Here is a 14,738-nt window from a genome sequence, read left to right as displayed (position 1 = left end):
CACCAATGATTCTTGAAAATCGCGTCGCGATCGTCACCGGAGCGGGCTCGGGCATCGGCCAGGCCGGCGCGCTGATTATGGCAGGAGAAGGTGCCTTCGTCGTCGTGGCCGACCTGAATGCCGCCAGTGCCGCCGAAACCGTCCGCCGGATTGAGGCCGCCGGCGGCAGGGCTGAGTGCCTTGTTCTCGACGTCACCGACGACACGGCACTCGAAGCCGGCATCGCTGCGGTCGCCGAACGTCACGGCCGGATAGACATCCTCCACAATCACGCCGGCGCACAGGTGGCGGGCGATCTGGAGCAGGTCGCTGTCGAGGGTTTCGACAGGTCCTGGAGCCTGAATGTCCGAGCGCATTTCATGGCGGCTCGCTTCGTCATGCCGCTGATGAAGAGGGCGGGCCGCGGCGTCATCCTCAACACCTCTTCCTCGTCGGGCGTACTCTACGATCGCGAGATGATTGCCTATACGACGACGAAACATGCGGTCATCGCGATGACCCGGCAGATGGCCGGCGACTACGCCCGGTTCGGCATCCGCGTCAACGCGCTCTGCCCGGGCTGGGTGGACACGCCGTTCAACGAACCCTTCATCGCCCAAATGGGCGGCCGCGGCGCGATCGAGGCCTATGTCGCCGAGAAGGTGCCGCTCGGACGCTGGGCTGATGTCTCCGAAATCGCCGAGCCCATTCTCTTCCTGGTCTCGGACCGCTCATCCTACATGACCGGGCAGATTCTCGTCGTCGACGGCGGCGAGACCATTGTCTGACGGTGGTGGAATGGGTTTGCCTCTCGGTCGGATCGGCTGACCCTCATCGGATCAAATCAAAGAATCAGCGCATGAAAAAGCCGCCATGTTTCCATGGCGGCTTGGCGGCTTTTCTGCTTGGGAGGCGATTTTAAGCCGGAAGCTGAAAGAACCAGTTGGCGAAAAGGACGATTGCCAGGCCGCCGACAAGTGCGAGATAGGGCAGCATGCCGGCTTTCTTGACACCGAGATCCTGGCCGATGAGGCCGAGATCCTCCATCGCACCTGCCGGGAACTTGCCGCCGTCGCGCACATAGTGGCGATAGGCGAAGACCGGCAGGATAAGGGCCGCGAAGATGAAGCCGACCCAGAGCGCATTGGAGTAACCCCAGACCTTGGCGCCGGCGCCGAGGAAGAGCGCGTTGACAAAGGCGAGCACGGTGTTGAGGCCGATCAGCCAGCTCGGCGCCTTCCAGGGGCGTTCGATATGGCCGGAATCTATCCGGTGGATCCAGCCGGAATTGAGGTTCAGGAAGTTGAAGATGATGTAGCCGACATTCGAGACGGCAAGCACGAAGAAATAGCCGCCGGCATCCGAAGCGATCGCCAGAAGGAAGAGGTTGAAGGCGAAGTCGGTCCACATCGCCCGCGTCGGGGCGCCGTGCTCGTTGGCATGGTCGAGATATTTCGGCAGCCAGCCATCCTTCGAACCCTGGTAGAGCGTGCGCGACGAGCCGGCCATCGCCGTCATGATGGCGAGGAAGAGCGCCAGGATCATCAATACGACGAGCAGCTGGGTGATCACCCGGCCGGCGCCGATCAGGCCGCCGAGCGCTTCGGCAACGCCCGTGCCGTCGACGATGCCCGGGGCGAGCATACCGGCATGGCCGAGAACGCCCTGGAAGGCGAATGGCACCAGGAAGAAGAACAGGCAGCAGGCCAGGCCGGAATAGAAGATCGCCTTGAAGGTATCGGTCTTCGGGTTCTTCAGTTCCCGGGTGTAGCAGACGGCCGTCTCGAAGCCGTAGGTCGACCAAGCGGCGATGTAGAGGCCGCCGAGAAAGAGCGTCCAGCCGCCATTGCTCCAGGTGCCGTCGGAGGCAGTATAGGCGGCGGTCGGCGGCAAGAGGCCGGTGACGTTGGCGGCGACGACCTGGCCGCTGATGATCGGGTAGAGGCCGATGATCAGCAGCGGCACCAGCACGATGATCGCCAGCCACTTCTGCACGCTTGCGGTTTCCGAGATGCCGCGATGCTGGATCGCGAAGATGATCAGCATCAGGATGCCGCCGATGAAGAAGGTGGCGTTGATGTTGGCGGTGGCGAGGTATGGAATGCTGAAGCTTGCGAGCGACCAGCTGCGGATCGCCGGCGTCAGAGCGGCGACGCCGTCGGCGCCGAGCAGCGCCTTGACCGCATCATCAGGCGTCGTGCCGGCATGGGCTGCAATATATTCGGCGACGCGGGGGCTGTCGGCCGTAACGGAAGCGGCATGCGCGGCGATCCAGTCGAGGACCATTTGCGAATCGGCTGCCGGAATCGGGAAAAATGCATTGAGAATGTAGCCGGCGGCGATGGCGCAGCCGAGCGAAAGCACCGGCGACCAGGCAAACCAGTTGCACCAGACCGACAGCGGCGCGATGAATTTCGAATAGCGCAGCCAGGCGGTGGCGCCGTAGACGGAGGCTCCGCCGGATTTGTTGCCGAACATGCCGGCGATCTCGGCATAGGTGAAGGATTGCAGGAAACCCATCACCATCGAGATGATCCAGACGACGAAGGCGAGCTTGCCTGTCGTGCCTGCGATGCCGCCGATGGAGAAGAGAACGAGCGGCGGCACGCCCGCAGCCACCCAGAATGCGCCCTTCCAGTCGAGCGCGCGTATAAGCTTACCTTCGGTGCCGGATGCAATTCCGGCCTCCACAATATCTGTCATCGGTGAAATTCCCCATTCGATTGTTCCGGACGTATCTCTGTACGTCTCCCTGAACGTGTCTCCCTGACCGTCTCAAGCCCGCTCGGATGATTTTGGTGATCCGCGCTCCCGACGGATTCTCCGAGTCTGAACTCTTGATGCATAGTGAAGATATTTTCTTTTTAGTCAACATCACTTTACTTTCCACAGGCATTTTGTAACCTGTATGGGTGTATGCCGAAGGCCATGCCGATCGCCCAAGAGGGTAGAATGCGAGAACTTCATCCTGTCATCCCAGGCCCCCGAACGGTCGTTCCGAGCCTCGTCCATTATCCCGGTAATCCCGCCCTGCCGGAGGGCATGGAACGTTACCGGGCAAAGGGTGGCGGATCGGTCGTCGTGCGCGTGGAGGCGGGCGACCGCGTGAGCGTCATCGACAGCGAAGGCGGACAGATCTGCGAACTCTCCTTCCTTGACGAAAAAGGTCGCTTCCAGGCAGCCGGTCTCGGAACGGTATTCAGCAATTCAGCCGAGGGTTTGAAGGCCATTCTTCAGGCGGAGGATGAGAGTGCTGCCCGCACGCGCGCGGCACTTCAGCGGCGCGGGGCCGATCTCGCAGCCGCCGGAGCGCTCCGCATCTTCGGGGCAGGATCGACGCCGGGCAGCCGGGCAGAGTTCACAATTGCCATGAAGGGTCTGCTGATCGTTGCGGCACCCGCCGGCGCCATGTCGCCAGAGGCGCAGGATACGGCGACGCCGATCGAGATCCGGATCAAGCGCAGCCTGCTGATTCGCGACTATGCCTCCGCCCTGCCGGAACCGGCGGCCGATCCGATCGAGGATATCCGCATCCGGGCGGCAAGCGCCGCCGCCTATTTCGTGCGCGCCGGCGAATTCATTCAGATCATCGACGTCTATGGGCGCCAGTGTACCGATTTCCAGGCCTTTGCCGCCCGCAAGGTCGACAAGGGCCTCGATCTTGCGCTCGATTCGACCGTCACCCGCACGCTGCTCGGCCGCAGCTATCCCACGCCCGGCCTGCCATCCAAGGCCTTCGACCGCGACTTCGAGCCGCTGGTCGAGGTCGTTCAGGATACGGTCGGCCGCCACGACGCTTTCGCGACCGCCTGCAATTCACGCTATTACGACGACATGGGTTATCCCGGCCACGTCAACTGCACGGACAATTTCAACGCGGCGCTGGCGCCTTACGGTATTGCCGGGCGCAAGGGCTGGGAAGCGCTGAACTATTTCTACAACACCAATATCGACCACAACAACCAGCTCTATCTCGACGAGCCCTGGTCGCGTCCCGGCGATTACGTGCTGATGCGGGCTCTGACCGATCTCGTCTGCGTCTCATCGTCCTGCCCTGACGATATCGATGCGGCGAACGGCTGGGATCCGACCGATATCCACGTCCGTACCTTTTCCGGAAAAGAGAAATTCTCACGAGCGGTAGCCTATCGCATGACCCCAGATGCCGAAGCCGAACTGACGCGCGAAACCGCCTTCCATCCACGCCTCTCGGCGTTGACGCGAGATTTTACGGAATATCGCGGCTACTGGCTGCCGAACCGCTTCTCGTCCGAAGGTCCGGTCGAGGAATACTGGGCCTGCCGCGAGCGCGCCGCCGTCATCGATCTCTCGCCCTTGCGGAAGTTCGAAGTGACGGGCCCGGACGCCGAGGAACTGCTGCAATACTGCCTGACGCGCGACGTTCGCAAACTCTCGACCGGCCAGGTCGTCTATTCCGCGATGTGCTACGAAAATGGCGGCATGATTGATGACGGCACGCTCTTCAGGCTCGGCGACAAGAACTTCCGCTGGATCGGCGGCGATGATTTCAGCGGCATATGGCTGCGTCAGCAAGCCGAGAAGAAGGGCTTCAAGGCCTGGGTTCGCTCATCGACCGATCAACTGCACAATATCGCGCTGCAAGGCCCGAGGAGTCGCGATATCCTGAAGGAGATCATCTGGACCGCGCCGCGCCAGCCCGCGATCGGCGAACTCGAATGGTTCCGCTTCGCCGTCGGCCGCATCGGCGGATTCGAGGGAGCCCCGGTCGTGGTCTCGCGCACGGGCTATACCGGCGAACTCGGCTACGAGATCTTCTGTCATCCGAAGGATGCGCTGACGGTGTTCGACGCCGTCTGGGAGGCAGGCCAGCCACACGGGCTGAAGCCGATGGGGCTGGAAGCGCTCGACATGGTCCGCATCGAGGCGGGCCTGATCTTCGCCCACCACGAATTCACCGACCAGACAGATCCGTTCGAGGCCGGCATCGGCTTCACCGTGCCGCTGAAATCCAAGCAGGACGATTTCATCGGCCGCGAAGCGCTGATCCGGCGCAAGGAGCATCCGCGTCATCTGCTCGTCGGCCTTGATATCAAGGCCAACGAGGCGGTTGGCCATGGGGACTGCATCCACATCGGCCGGGCCCAGATCGGCGTCGTCACCAGCGCCACGCGCTCGCCTGTTCTCGGCAAGACGATCGCGCTCGCCCGTATCGACGTGATGCATGCGAGCCCGGGCACCGAGGTCGAGATCGGCAAGCTCGACGGCCACCAGAAGCGCCTGCCGGCGACGATCGTGCCGCTTTCACATTACGATCCGCAGAAGGCGCGCCCGCGATCGTAACCCACTTCGTGTTCAGGAGACGACGACCGGTTCTCCGTCGTCTCCCGGATCTTGCCCTCAAGCGGCCTGCACGGCTGCGTTCAGCGGGATTTCGACGTCGATCTCCAGAGTGGAGACAAACTCGTTGCGGTCGATCGTCACCTGCACCTTGTCGTGGTCGAGCTCAACATGCTTTGCGATGACCGCAAGGATTTCCTCGCGCAGCAGCGAAACAAGGTCCGATCCGGCCGATGAGCGTTCGTGTGCAAGGAGCACCTGCAAGCGTTCGCGGGCGGCGGGTGCCGTTCTCTGCTTGTTGAAAAGACGGAAGATATTCATGCTGCCCTCCGTCCGAAGATCTTGCCGAAAAGATTGCGCTTTTCCTCGGGGATCGTGATCGGCAAGGTTTCGCCGGCGAGCCGGCGAGCGGCATCGAAATAAGCCATCGCAGCCGCGCTACGGCTTTCCGCCAGCGTCACCGGCGCACCGATGTTGGAGGCGCGCAGCACATCCATGCTCTCTGGCACGATGCCGAGAAGCGGGATGGAGAGGATCTCCAGAACGTCGTCGACCTTCAGCATGTCGCCGCGCTCAGCGCGGTTGGCGTCGTAGCGGGTGAGCAGCAGATGCTTTTCCATCCGCTCGCCGCGTTCGGCCTTGGCGGTCTTGGCATCGAGCAGGCCGATGATCCGATCGGAATCGCGCACCGACGAGACTTCCGGATTGGTGACGACCACGGCGACGTCGGCATGGCGCATGGCAAGCGTTGCGCCGCGCTCGATCCCCGCGGGGCTGTCGCAGATGATCCAGTCGAAGTAGCGCTTCAGATCGTTGATGACGCGCTCGACGCCCTCGGCTGTCAGATTGTCCTTGTCGCGGGTTTGAGAGGCCGGCAGCAGGAACAGCGTCTCCAACCGCTTGTCGCGGATCAGCGCCTGGGTGAGCTTGGCGTCGCCCTGGATGACGTTGATCAGGTCGTAGACGACCCTGCGTTCGGCGCCCATCACGAGGTCGAGATTGCGCAAGCCGACGTCGAAATCGACGACGACGACCTTTTCATTGCGTTGCGCCAGCGCCGCTCCCAATGCGGCGGTCGAGGTCGTCTTTCCGACCCCGCCCTTGCCTGACGTGACGACGATCACTTTCCCCATTTCTCTCTCCTTTGCCGTGGCCGCAGCCGAGTCAGATCAGTTTTTCCGCCATGATCGCGTCCTCTTCGAGCCAGAGCTGAACAGCCTGTCCACGAAGATTGGGAGCCATGTCTTCCGCCATTTTGTAGATGCCGTCGATTGCGACGAGCTCAGCCTCGAGCTTGCGGCAAAAGATTCGCGCCGATGCGTTTCCGATGGAGCCCGCCATGGCTCGGCCGCGCAACGCGCCGTAGATATGGACGGAGCCGCCGGCGATCACCTCGGCGCCCGAGGCGACCGAGCCAACGATGGTGACGTCGCCTTCCGGGAAGATCACCGACTGCCCCGAGCGCACCGGTTCCCTGATGACGATGGATTGCGTTGTCGTTACGGGGCGGGTCTCGGTCGCTGCCGGCTTGGCCGCCGAATCGGCAGGCTCGTTCGGCTGAACCTCGATGTCGGAGGCGGAGCGGCCGCCTTTCAGCGCTGGAGGCATGCCCGCGCCCAGAATCGACGGCCGGGCGCCCTCGATCCCCATGATGCTGACATTGCGCTTGGCAAGTTCGGCGATCAGATCCTTCAGCTGCGGCCGGTCGATTTGCAGGTCCGACAAATCGAGCACGACGGGCCGTCCGAGGAAGAAGCCGGCCGAACGGGCAGCCAGATCGTCTAGTCTGGTCAGCCAATCATCGATCGGCAGATCTGGGGTTAGCATGACCGCCAGGAAAGAGCGGCCCTTGATGCGGATAGAGCGAGCGTCTGTTAGCACTTTGGTCATCTATGTGAAGAAATCGTTGACCATGTCTACCGCCGGTATGGTTAACAAAAGGTTAACGCGGCCTTAACATTCCCTGCAACGGCACGAGCTTTTTCGCGGGCGGGATTGTACCAACTCATTGGAATTACAGCGCGACTAGAAGATGCTCGACATAGTTAACCGGACGGCCTTCATCGTGAGCCGCAAATTCAACCATCGCTTGGGTAACGATCAGCCTTGCGCCTTGCGTTGGGCGTCGGAAATGGCGCGTGCGGCCTCTTCCGAGGAGTTGGCGAGCGTTCGCATCTCGGCGGCAAGCACCGCAAAGCCCGATCCGGCGGTCCCGGCGCGCGCGGCCTCGATGCCAGCATTGACGGCGAGCAGCTTGAGATAGCGCAGCGACTGCAGGATCTCGTTGGTTTTCGAGGCGGTGACGCGCATGTCGGCGGTCTGTTCGTCGATTCGCTGATAGAGCGATTCGATATTGATGATGCTGCCCTCGAGATAGAGAAGTTCACCCTTCTCGTCCCAGATTCCGCCACCGGTCTCGGTCACCCAAATAAGATGGCCATTGGCGTGGCGGATGCGGTATTCCATCGTCCAGTCCGTCCGCTGCTCGAGCGCCCGCCCGACCACCTCGTCCATCAAAGGCACGTCTTCCTCGTACATGATCGAGGTGAAAGTCCGTGTCCTGTTGCCGATGATTTCGTCGGCGGGGTAACCGAAAATGCGCTCGATGCCGTTGGTCATCTCAAGCATCGTGTAGCTTTCGTCGGCGCGGCAGCGGTAAAGAAAACCGCTCATGCGCCCGAGAATGCTCGTTTGGAAATCCATGAAGGCCTCGCTCGAAAGGAGGAGTTGCGAATTGGATTACTCACTTTACTTTAAACGTTGGAGGAGCCGCAACGAACGGCTCTCTTCCTGCCATGCGGGGCCGTAGCACTTTGAATTTGCCGAATGATTTTATCCGAAAATCGATTCGGACCTAATAAATATGCGGCATCCCCGCCATCAGTTGCGCAGATATTCCTCCATGGAATCGTCGAGCGCTTCGACCCACGGCGTATGATGCTTCGGCGACATGTTGCCGGTCATCAGCGACCGGTAGGCATGATCGCGGAAGCCCATGATGTTGTGAGCCTTGTGATGTTCCCATTCCATGAAGGTCCGGTTGGTGCCTTCGATGTCGAAGGAGGGATAATCGGTCTCGGCGAGCAGTTCCTTCACGTAATCGCCCTGATACCAGATCATCTGCTCGGCATCCTCGAGCGTCTCCTCGCGCGCCCTCCACATGTCGAAGTTTGCCTTCAATTCCTCTTCCGGGGGCAGGGTGATGCGGCCCATCATCACGTCGCGCGCCCACCAGGCCTGCACGTCGAACATGTTGAAAGTATAGAACTGGTCCTGCATGCCGATATAGAAGAGCTGCGGGTTCTTGTCGAAGATCACGCCCTTGTAGAGGCTGTCGGCCCACAGGCGGTTGGCGGTCTTCAGGCGGAGATCGTCGGGCAGGAAGGGGAAATGGTGCTGGTATCCGGTGCAGAGGATCAGGGCGTCGACTTCCTTACTCGAGCCGTCGAGGAAATGCGCCGTGCGGTTTTCGAGCTTGGTCAGCAGCGGCCGTTCTTCGAAATTCTCCGGCCACTTAAAGCCCATCGGCTTTGAACGGTAGCTCGTCGTCACCGATTTCGCGCCGTATTTCCAGCACTGAGAACCGATATCTTCGGCCGAATAACTGCGGCCGACGATCAGGATGTCCTTGCCCTTGAACTCGAGCGCGTCGCGGAAATCATGGGCGTGCAGGACGCGTCCGTTGAAGGTCTTCACGCCCTCGAAATAAGGCACGTTCGGGGTCGAGAAATGGCCTGATGCAACGACGACATAGTCGAATTCCTCGTCATACATCCGGTCTTCGATGCGGTTATGCGCCGTCACTGTGAATTTCTTTGTGGCCTCATCGAAGCGGACCATGCGCACCGGCGTGCTGAAGCGCACCCAGTGACGGACATTCGCCTTCTCGACGCGGCCCTTGATATAATCCCAGAGCACGGCCCGCGGCGGATAGGAGGCGATCGGTTTGCCGAAATGCTCCTCGAAGGAATAGTCGGCGAATTCGAGGCATTCCTTGGGGCCGTTCGACCAGAGATAGCGATACATGCTGCCATGGACCGGTTCGCCATATTCGTCGAGGCCGGTGCGCCAGGTATAGTTCCAGAGCCCGCCCCAGTCCGACTGCTTTTCGAAGCAGACAATCTCCGGGATTTCGGCGCCCTTCTGGGCAGCCGACTGAAAGGCGCGCAGCTGCGCAAGCCCGGAAGGACCGGCACCGATCACGGCTACTCTTGTCATGAAGCATTCCCCTCTTGATTATATGGCATCGTCTCCTGGATAACTCCTCGAACTGAAATCGAAGGAGGATGTAATTATCCAGAAATTCAGGATGTTACGGCATTTCTCTCAATCCGGATAAATACCGGGGCTGGTCGGAGCCCCGTCGTCATATTTGGAAAGCCAGTCGATCGTGGTCTCGCGGTAGCGGGTGAGGCCCTTATAGTCGATCAGTTCCGGCGGCAGCGTCTTCAGCACCCGCGGGAAGCGCCGCGCCCATTTCGGCACGGTGACGAGTTCTTCCATGTTCATCAGGTAGCAGCGGATGACGAAGAGGATGGCGTTGGAGCGCGGCAGGCGCCAGAGGCTTTGCAGCTCGACCCGCAGATGCACCTTCTCGCCGACATTGTCCGGCGTCACCGTCGTGCGGTCGGGGCCCCATTTGTGATAATTCTCCGGACTGGTGTCGAGCCGCGGATTGATCGTCATCGTCCAGTTGAAACGCCGCGTTGGCTTGCCCTGCTGAAGGTTCAGAAGGAATTTCAGCGCCCGGTCGAAGACGCCGATCTGATGGGCGAGCGGCACCGGCCCGTGCCATTCCATGAAGTTCATGCCGATGTCGAAATCGAGCGACCAGTCAGCCTGCGTCGTCACCATGCCGGCATCCATCCACAGATTGCCGTCGCGCTGATCGACGATGCAGAAATCGCCCTGGGCCTGGCGGGTGATATATTCGAAGGGCTCATAGGGCAGCGTCGAGGCATCGCCGAAGGTGAAGCTGTCGTCGATGCCGAGCGGCCGGTTGATCCAGCGCCACTGGTCGCCGTCGCGGATCAGCGTGAAGTGGTCGGGATAACCCGCCGCCTGCTCTTCCATCAGAAGTTCGAGCGTATCCCATTGCGCACTCATCATGTGCGGCAGCGCCTGGTAGCGCAACGGATCTTCCTTCAGCACCAGCGCCCGATCCTGCATCTCGGCGACGTAATGCTCGTCGACATCTATCAGGTTTTCGTAGACGGTTCCCGCCCGGCCGCGCACATGCGGCTCCATGTTGACCGAATACATGTATTCGTCGCGGTCGAAGGGAAACGGGAAACGACGGATATTCCCAGGGCTGTTCCGGTAGCTGAAATCGTTCCGGAATGTTTCTTGCTTGAAGGCGATTGCCATGTCCGGTCTCCTTTTTCGATGCCGTCAGAGATCAAGATGCAGCGTGTTCCCCTCGAAGCGGGAAACACAGATCATCACCTTGCTGCCGGATGCCTTTTCTTCGCTTGTCAGATAGACGTCGTTGTGCAGCAGTTTGCCCTCGCACACGGCGACCGCCGTTTCGCATTGACCGCAGGCGCCGCCGCGACAGAGGAAGGGGGCGTCGACGCCGGCCGCCTCGATCGCCTCCAGCATGCTTTCGTGATGGCCGACCCTCACAGTCTTGCCGGAGCGTAGAAGCTCGATCGTGAAGGGCTTCCCGGGCAGAGAGGAAAGAAACCGTTCCGAATGCAGGTTCTGCTCCGGCCAGCCGGCATCGAGCCCTGCTTTCATCACGCCGTCGATCATGCCGGAGGGGCCGCAGACATAGAGATGCGTGCCGAGCGGCTGGCACTCGAGCAGACGCGTCAGCGGGATGGCGCCGCCTTCCGCGTCGCAATAGATCTTGATGCGATGCGGACCGTAGCGCTCCAGGAGTTCCCGCCAGTAGGCGCCGCGGTCGCGTGTTCGGATGGCGTAATGGAGCTCGAAGGCGGCGCCTTCGCGGGAAAACTGCTCCATCATCGCGATGAAGGGGGTAATGCCGATGCCCCCGGCGATCAGAAGATGCTTGCGCCCGCGCCAGTCGGGCTGGAACAGGTTGACGGGATAGCTGACCTTCAGCTCGTCGCCTTCGTTGACCTTCTCATGCATGAAGGTGGAGCCGCCGCGTGAATCCTCGACATGCAGCACACTGATCTCATAGGCCGCGCAGTCATGCGGGGGAGACATCAGCGAATAGGCATTGCGGCGCATATGGCCGCCATCGTTCATCGAGACGATGATATGGGCGCCGCCTGAAAAATACGGCATCGGCTTGCCATCCAGTCGCTCGAAGCGGAAACGCTTGACACGCTCGGCGATCGGAGTGATCCGCGCTACGCGCACGGGAATTTCAGTGCCGCCGCTCAAAGGAACAACTCCTCTGGCTGAGGCGCGCTGCCTGGCTCTTCCGCGTCGATGTTGACGCCCTGGAATGCGGCGAGCCGCCGCGAATAGTGATCGCGGACGAGAAGCGTCAGCCCGCAATGGCTGCAGGCGAAGGGGCTGGTGGTGACGTCGTCCGTGATGCCCTTGCAATGGACGCATTGCACCCGCCTGGCCAGCGAGCCGCGATGCTCGGTGATGATGGAGGCGTGGTCCATGCCGTAATCAAGCGCCACGAGCATCGCCTGGCCGATGAAGCCTTCCGTGCCGGAGATATAAAGCCGAGTGCCCATATGGGCCGTGGCGAGCGAGCCCTTCAGTCGGAAGAGCAGCGTTGCGATCGTCGGCGCCGTGAAGAACATGTCGGCGCCGAGCCGGCGCAGGGACTCATCGAGGCCGGACCCTTGAGAACCGCGGGCGACATAGAGGATTTCGCTGCGGGAAAGAGCGGTGTCGTCAAGCGCGGGTTGCTGATCGAGGAGAGCCTTGGCGCCCTCCCCTTCGAGTGCGAAAATGTGCCGCCGGGCGCGCGGCTGGATGGTCAGGCCCCTATAGACTGGTCGGCTCTTGATGCCTGCGACGAGCATTGGCGTGCTCCTTAACCTACGGCAATCCTCTTCTTCTTCTCCGGATCGTCGAAGGGAAGCGTATGGGCGGTGGCGGCTGCCTTGACGGTCTTGCCGCGGACTTCGAGTTTCGTCCCGTGCACCGCCTTGTCAACGTCGAGGCGGGCGATCGCCATGGATTTCTTCGTCAGTGAGGAATAGCTCGGGCAGGTGATGACGCCGACCTTCTTGCCGTCGGCAAAAACCTCATCGCCGAGATCGGCCGGTCCGTCGGCGTCAATCAGCATGCCGAAGATCTTGAAGCGCTCCTTGCCCCTGAGGCGCGCATGTTCCTCGGCGCCGCGGAAGCCCGTCTTGCCGGGGCTGACGGTAAAATCGAGGCCGAGTTCCCAGAGACTGTCGCCGGGCGGCTGGTCGGCGAAGGGATACATTTGAGAATTGTCGTAGGGGTAGAACAGCAGGTAGCTTTCGACGCGCAGCATGTCGAGGACCGAGAAGCAGCAGGGGATGATACCCATCTCCTTGCCTTCCGAGACGATCCTGTCCCAGACCATCACGGCGTCCTGGCCGCGCACGAAGATCTCGTAGCCGCGCTCGCCGGTATAGCCGGTGCGCGAGATCATCACGGGCGCGCCGAACAGCGTCGTCTGCATGTGGTGGAAATATTTGAGGTCGCGGATGCCGGGCACGTATTTGGCGAGGTAGTCGACCGCAAGCGGACCCTGAAGCGACAGGTCATGCAGGTCGTCGTCGAAGAGTACCGCGCAATTGCGGCCCGCCGCCTGCTTGACGACTTCCTCGTGACCGGAGCCGGATCCATGCACGAGCATCCAGGAATTCGGGCCGGTGCGATAGACGATGCAATCGTCGGTAAAGTGGCCGCGGTCGTTCAGCATGGTCGCGTAAACCGAGCGGCCGGGATAGATCTTCGTCAGGTCGCGGGTGGTGATGTAGTCGAGGACGGCGATGGCGTGCGGGCCGACCAGATGCACCTTCTTCAGCCCCGAGACATCCATGATGCCGGCCTTGGTGCGGACCGCGACATGCTCTTCCGACATGTCCTTCTCGTAGGTCCATGCGGTTCCCATACCGCTCCAGTCTTCGAGCTTCGATCCCAGAGCGCGATGCCGATCCGCCAAGGCGGAGAAACGCCATGATAGAGCCATTTCCGTTCCCTCTTATTTCCTCTACGGAATATTTGTTTCCTGAGTATATAAATCTTTCGCGTCATGGCAAGCCCGCCAGACGGCATTCCACTCAAAACTTTGGCGGCACCTGCCCTGCAGCGCGATGAGCGGCGATGACGGTGTTGGCCATCAGCATGGCGATGGTCATCGGACCGACACCGCCGGGCACGGGCGTGATGGTGCTGGCAATCTCGGAGACTTCGCGGAAGGCAACGTCGCCGACGAGCCGGGTCTTGCCCTCGCCTCTTTCGGGGGCCGGGACGCGATTGATGCCGACGTCGATAACGGTTGCGCCGGGCTTGACCCAATCGGCCTTGACCATCTCCGGCCGGCCGACGGCAGCGACCAGAATATCGGCATTGCGGCAGACCTCGGCGAGGTTCCTGGTTCTGGAGTGAGCCATCGTCACCGTCGCATTGGCGTTGAGCAGCAATTGCGCCATCGGCTTGCCGAACAGGTTGGAACGGCCAATGACGACGGCATTGAGCCCGGAGAGATCCTCGCCATGGGTGCGGCGGACGAAGACCATGGCGCCGGCGGGCGTGCAGGAGACCAGCCCGGTCTTCAGGTCGCCGGTGGCGAGCTTGCCGGCATTGACGACGCTGAGGCCATCGACATCCTTTTCCGGCAGGATCGACTGGATGATCGGTTCACTGTCGAGCGGCTTCGGCAGGGGCAACTGCACCAGGATGCCGTGGATCGACGGATCGGCATTAAGCGTGGCGACAAGCGCTGCGAGCTCTTCCTGCTTCGTGTCCGCCGGCAGCGTGTGCTGGACGGACTTGAAGCCGCATTCCTTGGCCATGCGGCTCTTGGAGCCGACATAGGCGTGGCTTGCCGGATCGTCGCCGACGATGATGACCGCGAGGCCGGTGGTGACGCCGCTCATCTTTTCCAGCGCTGCCGTCGCACTCTTGACCGTCTCGATTACGGATGCAGCAACAAGTTTGCCGTCGATGACCTCGCCCATCTCTCAGCCCATGCGTTCTGAGGCGTAGCTTCCGGGGCTGGCCGGGAAGACGACTGTGCGATTGCCGTTGATGAAGGTGCGGTGATGGATATGGGCGTGAATGGCGCGCGCCAGCACCTGGCTTTCGACGTCGCGGCCGATCGAGACATAGTCGTCGGGCGACTGCGCATGGGTGATGCGGGCGGTGTCCTGCTCGATGATCGGGCCTTCGTCGAGATCGGCGGTGACGTAATGGGCGGTTGCGCCGATCAGCTTGACGCCGCGCTGGTAGGCCTGCTTGTAAGGGTTGGCGCCCTTGAAGCTCGGCAGGAAGGAGTGGTGGATGTTGATGATCTTGCCCGACAT

At 61.4% G+C, this 14,738-nt stretch carries 14 protein-coding genes; 2 read left to right on the top strand and 12 right to left on the bottom strand.

Translation table 11 applies throughout. From position 1 onward, the window contains the following. The first annotated feature begins 5 nt into the window (after nt 1-5). A complete protein-coding gene (locus CO660_RS28000) occupies nt 6-767 on the top strand; it encodes an SDR family oxidoreductase (protein WP_097601359.1) in 762 nt (253 codons plus the stop codon). Between the two features lie 130 nt (nt 768-897). Here CO660_RS28000 and CO660_RS27995 read toward each other — a convergent pair whose 3' ends face one another. Further along, a complete protein-coding gene (locus CO660_RS27995; protein WP_097601358.1) occupies nt 898-2,682 on the bottom strand; it encodes an APC family permease in 1,785 nt (594 codons plus the stop codon). A gap of 249 nt (nt 2,683-2,931) precedes the next feature. Here CO660_RS27995 and CO660_RS27990 point away from each other — a divergent pair, with 249 nt between their 5' ends. Further along, nucleotides 2,932-5,301 carry a DUF1989 domain-containing protein gene (locus tag CO660_RS27990; RefSeq protein ID WP_097601357.1) on the top strand — a complete coding sequence of 790 codons (2,370 nt, stop codon included), beginning with the start codon at nt 2,932-2,934 and terminating at the stop codon, nt 5,299-5,301. A 57-nt stretch (nt 5,302-5,358) separates the two neighbouring features. Here CO660_RS27990 and minE read toward each other — a convergent pair whose 3' ends face one another. From minE to CO660_RS27935, 11 genes are all read right to left on the bottom strand, one after another. Continuing rightward, nucleotides 5,359-5,619, bottom strand: a complete 261-nt coding sequence (gene minE, locus CO660_RS27985) for a cell division topological specificity factor MinE (RefSeq protein ID WP_011428260.1) — start codon at nt 5,617-5,619, stop codon at nt 5,359-5,361. Beyond that, the gene (minD, locus tag CO660_RS27980) at nt 5,616-6,431 is read right to left on the bottom strand and encodes a septum site-determining protein MinD (protein WP_064684611.1); all 816 of its coding nucleotides are present in this window, start codon (nt 6,429-6,431) and stop codon (nt 5,616-5,618) included. The genes minE and minD overlap by 4 nt, the downstream gene beginning before the upstream one ends. 31 nt (nt 6,432-6,462) lie before the next feature. Next, a complete protein-coding gene (gene minC / locus CO660_RS27975; protein ID WP_097601356.1) occupies nt 6,463-7,188 on the bottom strand; it encodes a septum site-determining protein MinC in 726 nt (241 codons plus the stop codon). A gap of 210 nt (nt 7,189-7,398) precedes the next feature. Then, a complete protein-coding gene (locus CO660_RS34395; protein WP_097601355.1) occupies nt 7,399-8,001 on the bottom strand; it encodes a PAS domain-containing protein in 603 nt (200 codons plus the stop codon). Between the two features lie 177 nt (nt 8,002-8,178). Beyond that, nucleotides 8,179-9,516, bottom strand: a complete 1,338-nt coding sequence (locus CO660_RS27965) for an NAD(P)/FAD-dependent oxidoreductase (RefSeq protein ID WP_085781200.1) — start codon at nt 9,514-9,516, stop codon at nt 8,179-8,181. Between the two features lie 108 nt (nt 9,517-9,624). Then, on the bottom strand, nt 9,625-10,665 hold the full coding sequence (locus CO660_RS27960; RefSeq protein WP_097601354.1) for a DUF3445 domain-containing protein: 1,041 nt from the start codon (nt 10,663-10,665) through the stop codon (nt 9,625-9,627). A gap of 24 nt (nt 10,666-10,689) precedes the next feature. Further along, nucleotides 10,690-11,655 carry a PDR/VanB family oxidoreductase gene (locus tag CO660_RS27955; protein ID WP_097601353.1) on the bottom strand — a complete coding sequence of 322 codons (966 nt, stop codon included), beginning with the start codon at nt 11,653-11,655 and terminating at the stop codon, nt 10,690-10,692. Then, on the bottom strand, nt 11,652-12,257 hold the full coding sequence (locus tag CO660_RS27950) for a dimethylamine monooxygenase subunit DmmA family protein (protein ID WP_097601352.1): 606 nt from the start codon (nt 12,255-12,257) through the stop codon (nt 11,652-11,654). Before CO660_RS27950 ends, CO660_RS27955 begins: the two co-directional genes overlap by 4 nt. A gap of 11 nt (nt 12,258-12,268) precedes the next feature. After that, nucleotides 12,269-13,402, bottom strand: coding sequence for an aminomethyltransferase family protein (locus CO660_RS27945; protein WP_097601351.1), 1,134 nt, complete (start codon nt 13,400-13,402; stop codon nt 12,269-12,271). A 91-nt stretch (nt 13,403-13,493) separates the two neighbouring features. Continuing rightward, the gene (gene folD / locus CO660_RS27940) at nt 13,494-14,393 is read right to left on the bottom strand and encodes a bifunctional methylenetetrahydrofolate dehydrogenase/methenyltetrahydrofolate cyclohydrolase FolD (protein WP_097601350.1); all 900 of its coding nucleotides are present in this window, start codon (nt 14,391-14,393) and stop codon (nt 13,494-13,496) included. 3 nt (nt 14,394-14,396) lie between these two features. Continuing rightward, nucleotides 14,397-14,738: formyltransferase family protein (locus CO660_RS27935; RefSeq protein ID WP_280953005.1), on the bottom strand; the 342-nt coding region annotated here is incomplete at its 5' end.

Source organism: Rhizobium sp. L9, assembly GCF_002531885.1.
GTDB lineage: Bacteria > Pseudomonadota > Alphaproteobacteria > Rhizobiales > Rhizobiaceae > Rhizobium.
The sequence above is the reverse complement of the archived record's forward strand: the minus strand, read 5'-3'. Positions and strand labels throughout refer to the sequence as shown.

Coding starts and splice junctions, on each gene's coding strand:
- CO660_RS28000 (WP_097601359.1), top strand. CDS start 6: ATGATTCTTGAAAATCGCGTCGCGATCGTCACCGGAGCGGGCTCGGGC.
- CO660_RS27995 (WP_097601358.1), bottom strand. CDS start 2,682: ATGACAGATATTGTGGAGGCCGGAATTGCATCCGGCACCGAAGGTAAG.
- CO660_RS27990 (WP_097601357.1), top strand. CDS start 2,932: ATGCGAGAACTTCATCCTGTCATCCCAGGCCCCCGAACGGTCGTTCCG.
- minE (WP_011428260.1), bottom strand. CDS start 5,619: ATGAATATCTTCCGTCTTTTCAACAAGCAGAGAACGGCACCCGCCGCC.
- minD (WP_064684611.1), bottom strand. CDS start 6,431: ATGGGGAAAGTGATCGTCGTCACGTCAGGCAAGGGCGGGGTCGGAAAG.
- minC (WP_097601356.1), bottom strand. CDS start 7,188: ATGACCAAAGTGCTAACAGACGCTCGCTCTATCCGCATCAAGGGCCGC.
- CO660_RS34395 (WP_097601355.1), bottom strand. CDS start 8,001: ATGGATTTCCAAACGAGCATTCTCGGGCGCATGAGCGGTTTTCTTTAC.
- CO660_RS27965 (WP_085781200.1), bottom strand. CDS start 9,516: ATGACAAGAGTAGCCGTGATCGGTGCCGGTCCTTCCGGGCTTGCGCAG.
- CO660_RS27960 (WP_097601354.1), bottom strand. CDS start 10,665: ATGGCAATCGCCTTCAAGCAAGAAACATTCCGGAACGATTTCAGCTAC.
- CO660_RS27950 (WP_097601352.1), bottom strand. CDS start 12,257: ATGCTCGTCGCAGGCATCAAGAGCCGACCAGTCTATAGGGGCCTGACC.
- CO660_RS27945 (WP_097601351.1), bottom strand. CDS start 13,402: ATGGCTCTATCATGGCGTTTCTCCGCCTTGGCGGATCGGCATCGCGCT.
- folD (WP_097601350.1), bottom strand. CDS start 14,393: ATGGGCGAGGTCATCGACGGCAAACTTGTTGCTGCATCCGTAATCGAG.